Genomic DNA, 5952 nt, shown 5'->3' on the forward strand with positions numbered 1-5952 from the left:
CCACAAAGGGCTCTAGCCCAAGGGCTGAGGCCTCGCTTCGCTCGGCTCTCAGCTCCTAAGGGCTATAACCCTTTTCGGCTTCGATTCCATCGCCAGGCGCTGGTGCTCGCTCGTTCCTCGCTGCGCTCCAGCGCGGCGATGGAATCTCCGCCTTGTGGCCATGAGTTCGCGGCTTGAGTTTTCGTGTGCTTGAGAATGACTCACCTTTTTAAGGTGGGTCTAGTACGCGCGCGTAACTCGCACAACTTCGGACATTGAAGACAACACTGTTTCCAAGCTTTCAGAGACAAATCACCCCACAAACAGCCACAGAAAGCCCTAGAAGGCGGTTCTAAGGCGATTTTAGGGCTCTAGCGGCTCCTTTAGGCATCCTAGGGATTTTCGAGCGCCACAGAGCCGCCTACAGCTTCTTTATCGGGTAAGAGAAACGCGAGAGGTGCCCCACCCCCTGCAGGGGGTGGGGCACCTCGTTTACAGCACCAAGTGAAGAGCAATTTTAGTGATAGCCCAAATCACGGCGTAAGCTATGGAACCCTTGATAATCAGCTCAGGCTGCTGGTAGTAGCTCGCAATGCAGACCAGGCCCAAGAGGGTGAAAAAATACCCTCCCATGAACCATAAAAGGTCAGTTGAAATTTCTTCATGCATGGCGTTCTTCTTTCAATGATTCAGTGAAGCGTACACGGCAATGCCCGCAAGGGTCGCCAGTACCGACAGAGCCAGTGCTAGCAAACCAGAAAAAATAACCCCGTCGAGGTCAGGGGAAAGAATCCCGCCAACCAAGACAACGAAGAGTGCAAGAACCCAAAGAAGAACCGGAAGCCCAAAGCCCATGTTAGGCCCCCAGCTTTGCGGTCAGCTCTGCAAGAAATTCACGCGCCGGGACCACTTCCGCGCTTCCCTTGCTGCGGGTTAGTCCATGGTGGGTGAAACTTTTTGAGTGTTCGGTGGTTATGTTTGGCATGATGTCTTCCTTCTGCGCCGGTTGGCCATGGAGTACCCCCCCCCTTTAGGGGGGTACTCCATGGAGAGGGTCTCACCTCTGAATGAAACCGGTGCAGCTGTGAGATTTAGGCGTGTTGAGCCTTCTCATGTTCCCGAAGGGCTCGATAAGCCCGCACCTGATAGAAAACAGCTGCTGACAGAATCGCCAGGGAAATAACACTAGCCGCCGAAAAATGCGACAGTTCGCGGTAAAAAAGAAGAACATTAAGAGGGGCCAGGACCCAAAAAAGCTTGCTCATAGTAATTACCTTTGATAGCCTGGATACAGGAATATTCAGGGGGGCCACCCCCTCCCGGTGCTGTGAACACCGGGAGAGAGTGGAAGCTTAGACCTTATTTCTTGTCTTTGTTATCCTTCTTCAAGAAGTGAAGAACAACCCTGGAGAGAGTCCAGGAAAGAACGAGAATGGTTAGGTCTCCGGGAATATTAGCCAGCGTATCCAAAGGCTAAATCCTTTCGTTATTTGATTATTAATGTCCAGAGAATGTAATTCCTAGACTTGAACATGTTAGGAATTTGCCCTTCCTAACATAACAATTATAGCAAGAAAACCGGCAATAATACAAGTTATTGTCGGTTTTCTTTGCATTTATTTCACAATGATTTAATTCAATTATGGCACACTCAATTACATTTAATTATGGCACACTGTGATGTATTTCATATGTATATAATTTACATGCTGTGAAATAGATTACACCGCAAGGATTGCGTGCATACCGCCCCGACCATCCCCGCCCGGAACCCCCAGCACAAAAAATTCACCAGCACAATGACGAAACCAGATGCACCACCACCGAATCGGTGTTAATCTGGAATCATCAAAGGTTCTCGTCAGCCTTATCATTCCCCGCCGCTTGCGGGCGGCGGGGCTTTCATTGAAGGCGGGAACAGCTCAACAACCGTTGAACACTTGGGAATCTTTCGAGTGCCCCGCCAGGCATCACGCCTGGCGGGGCACTTATCGTTCCTAATGGATGAACGCAAAGAACCAATTCAGCAGCAGGAACACCTCAGTGCTCACGACCAGAATTCCGTTCAGATTCACCAGCCCCCGGCCGCTGGACTGAAACAGCCGGTGACCGGTGAACAGAATGACCAGCAGCAGAGCGAAAACCCAGGTGCCGGTGAGCAGGAACCAGCCCGCCGCCCCGCCTGCGGCAATAACGACTTTCGCATCAAGAGCTGCGGCAAATGATGGTTCATTCTCCGCCATGATTTGAAAAATCACCCAGGCAACAAAGCCCGTTGCCAACATGGAACCGCCCTGTTGCGCCGCCGTCAGCACCGGCTGGACGAAAACACCGCTTGTCTCACCAGCACCAACCAAACCAACCGCCGCGCCAAGAACCACCGCCACAAGGCGGGAAGCCTGCACCTGGTCAAAAGCGCGCGGCCCAAAGGTCAGAAGATTGGCGCAAAACAGCAGAAGCACCGAAGCCAGCACCGGCGGCATGATGAGGGCGCTCATCTCAAAGACCCCAATGAACCAGGCCAGCAGACACGCGATGCCACCCACCATGACATGTTGCACGAATTGAGTTTTTTTCATGAATTTTTTCCTTTCTGTTACTTCAAGTGTCTACCACATCGCCAGCTGAGACGTGATTTTTTGGTTTACCCCGGGGTAAATCAAAAAATCCAGCGGCCGGTTTTCCCGCCGCCAGCTTCAACACGCAGCGCGCCCGCCGCAGAGCGGATCCTGTCAAAGCCCGCCGGAACCCCCAACCCCTCGCACGGCCGAACGAATCCCTGCACACGGCACCGGCACGCGGGCTTGACGGGCTCCGTGGAGCGGCTACACTGGCGCACGCGTGAAGCTGGAAGGCGAAATGACGAAACCAGATGCACCCACCCGCGCAAGATGTTAAGCTTGAAGAGCTAAAGGGCTTGGTGCCCTGCGGCGGACATGAAAGAATCCCCTCAGCCTTTTGTGCTGAGGGGATTCTCTTTTTAGCGCTCAGCTCCAGCCCCACATCTCATCATCTTTGCCGCCAGCTGAGCCCTGAGAATCAGCCTCCGGCTCCTGCCGCTGCTGACGCTCAGGCTCACCTGCTGGCTCATCATCCACCGCCGGAAGCCCCGTTTTCCTGACGCTGACCACCTCGGCGGTCAGCTGCGGAACGCTCCACATGGCCACGACCTCACCGGGTGCCAGGCTTCGGAAAACGTTCGGGTGAACTCGGAATCGGTCGACTTCTCGAAGTGAGCCCTGACCGGACGCGCGAATCTGTGAGCCCAGCCCGTCAGCATCCTCAAACGTCTGTGTCGTCTCGGCAAAGCCCTTGCGGGTGCCCAGCAATTGCGCCAGAGCCTCGGCCTCGGCCTCGGCGCGGTGCATGAGCTTGACCGAAGTCGAAGCGCTCACCCTGTCCAAGAATCCATCTCCGACGACGTTTAGGCCGGTGAGGGACTGCGCGGACAGCATGACTGCGCCGCCGTGGCTGCGGGAACGCTCGACTGCATCGATCAAACCCGTGGCCCCAAGCGCGGCGAACTCATCCACCACCAAAAAGTTCAGGCGGTTCTGCTCGCCTGTTGCCGGGTCAAGGTGCCAGCCGGCGTGTCCAAGGCGTGCAATGGTCGCGACAAAATCAGAAATGGCCAAGTTCGCCACAAATTGCGCGGCTTCCAGGTCTTGGGCGGCATCCAGATTGAACACGACAAAATCGCCGTTCGCAATGGCCTGTTCTAGGTCAAGACCGCCCGGTTCGTCCACCAGCACCGCGCCCGCCGCGCCTTCTGCAACAGCTGCAAAGCGGCTTTTCATGCCTTCCGCCCCTGATTTTACCGCTGAATTTGCGGCAACTTCGTTCAACCATTTGTTGATGCGCACCGCGGCATCTGACCCGCCCAAAGCGTCCCGGACAGACTCTAGCGATTCAGTGGACATCATGCGCGCCACGTGCGCAATGTCCAGCCGCCACGGCACCGGCTGGCTGTTTTCGAAGTAGGTTAGCTCAGCCTGCACAGCAGCTTCCAGCGCAACCAGCGCCACCATTGTGAACCGCAAACCCAACCTATGATAGTGCGCTTCGCTGAATCCGCCGTGCGCGGCGTTTGCCTCAGCTCCAACCAAAATGTTTGCCCGCTCGTGGCTTGTGCCATGCTTCAAGGGGTTGTAGGTTTCGGTTGCCCCCACCCCGTTCTGCGTGATGAGGTGGAAGCCTCGCCCGGTGCGGCGCGCAATTGCCCGCATCTGGTCGGTGATGTCGGCTTCGGGCTTCATCGTCACAAAGATGGTGCCGATTTTGAACGGCTCCGCGGCCGGTGCCAGCGTGAGCCCCTTGATAACTTCAAAAATAGTGGTGGTCTTGCCGAACCCCGACGGGCCGCAGACCAGAGAGTGCAAGCGCAATGCGCTGAGCGGAATATCAACCGTTTTGCAGTCGGGTTTGGAGATGCCCAGGCGGACGGCGACATCATCGAGCCGCTGAACGGGCTTCGGATTTGCCCACGGTGCGGCCTTCTTCTTGGCTTTCGCAACCTTCGCGTTCAGCTGCTTCATTTCGTGGTCGCTCATGGTGTGCAATTCCGGTGCTTCCTCGCGCCATTCAGCGCTGAACTTGCCGCGCTTCCAAATGACCGCACCTGCAATCAGCAATCCAACCGCCAGACCAAACGGGATTTGTGCGCTGATCCATGCGCCAGCATGGGCCAGCGCAAAATCTTTCAGCCCTTCGGTGCCGCGCAATCCTCCGTGTCCTCGCACGAACTGTGCCGTTTCGCGCCAGGGCGTGAAATAGGCTCGCGCTCCACCAAAGAAGAGTGCGGAAAAAAGCCCCAGCACAGCCCCGGCGGTGGCAACCCACCACCCCCGCAGCTTCTTCTGACCCGTCGCGACGGTGACCAGCACAACCAGCAGCACGACCGGATTCAGTACGCCCGCTACCGCGAGAATCGAAAGGCCGATGTTTTGCGGGTCTGCCTGATTGCGGCGGGCGGCATCTTTGGCGCTGAGCCTCGGATTCTTCGGTGTCGGTGTCATGACAACAGCCCTTCATTCTTCACTTGAACTTCTTCGACCTGAATTTTTGGCTTGCCGCCAAAGAGCGGCATCTCACCGCTGAGCTCACTCACCGCTGCCTGCAAGCGAGGCATGACCGAAGAAACCCCGTAGTACTTCACCGCTGAAACCTTCGGACTCGCCATGTACGCACGCATCAAAGATTTCAACCGCCGCTTGTCCTTCACTGTGTGTTCAAACTCCAAGAAGAACCGATGCCCTGCCGGACTCACTGCCACGACATCCGGAAACACGTTCACCATTCGCCCGCCGCTGACTCGCCTCAACGCAAATTCTGGCTCCTCGCCAGCCTCCAGAAGCACGCTATCAAGTCTCCTAATCTGCGCCTCGCCGATGACCTCAAAATCTGGATGCTTCACCGCAAAATCAACCGCCAAATCAGCAACCGTCTTGTCATGTTCCAGCTGCCCGATTCTCACGCCCTTTGGCTCAGACCCTTCAGCAGACACTCCCAAAAAATCCAGACCTGCACGAGAAACCCAGTAATAAAGTCTTCTTGACCCTAACACATTCTTAGTCTCCACCAGCTCCAAGTCAGCCAACGCCTTTAACCTCCTTCTCACAATCGCCAAACTCACACCTAAAAACCTTCCGCATTGCTCCGCCGTCATGAAAGAAAACCCAGACATAAAATTCAACAATTTCAAATCTCTCTCTGTCAACAATTCAATTCTCCTTCTCTCTCAAATCCTTCAATTCATCAAAAATCTCATCAAAAAAATCAATTCATCAATCATCAAATCAATCAATTAAATCATCAATCCATCACTCAACCTAACCACTCTCTAACCCAGACCAACAACAGCACTTACCACCCCCGCCCCAAATATTCCAAAACCGGAATAAAACCACCGACACCACCCACACCATGAGGGACGAAGGGGGTGGGTGGTGTCGGTGGTGAGCATGGAGGTTTGCC

5 protein-coding genes are annotated in these 5952 nt (G+C 55.2%); all 5 read right to left on the minus strand.

Going from position 1 to position 5952, the window contains the following annotated elements:
- Positions 1-471 precede the first annotated feature (471 nt).
- A complete protein-coding gene (locus tag HMPREF2919_RS09195; RefSeq protein ID WP_168165480.1) occupies positions 472-648 on the minus strand; it encodes a hypothetical protein in 177 nt (58 codons plus the stop codon).
- A gap of 422 nt (positions 649-1070) precedes the next feature.
- A complete protein-coding gene (locus tag HMPREF2919_RS09200) occupies positions 1071-1244 on the minus strand; it encodes a hypothetical protein (protein WP_168165481.1) in 174 nt (57 codons plus the stop codon).
- 732 nt (positions 1245-1976) lie between these two features.
- Positions 1977-2558, minus strand: coding sequence for a hypothetical protein (locus tag HMPREF2919_RS07040; protein WP_141754852.1), 582 nt, complete (start codon positions 2556-2558; stop codon positions 1977-1979).
- 408 nt (positions 2559-2966) lie between these two features.
- Complete coding sequence (locus tag HMPREF2919_RS07045; RefSeq protein ID WP_070666972.1) at positions 2967-4994, minus strand: type IV secretory system conjugative DNA transfer family protein; 2028 nt, start codon at positions 4992-4994, stop codon at positions 2967-2969.
- Positions 4991-5695, minus strand: a complete 705-nt coding sequence (locus tag HMPREF2919_RS07050) for a replication-relaxation family protein (RefSeq protein ID WP_141754853.1) — start codon at positions 5693-5695, stop codon at positions 4991-4993. The genes HMPREF2919_RS07045 and HMPREF2919_RS07050 overlap by 4 nt, the downstream gene beginning before the upstream one ends.
- Between the last annotated feature and the right edge of the window lie 257 nt (positions 5696-5952).

The organism is Rothia sp. HMSC068E02 (genome assembly GCF_001813565.1).
Classification (GTDB): domain Bacteria; phylum Actinomycetota; class Actinomycetes; order Actinomycetales; family Micrococcaceae; genus Rothia.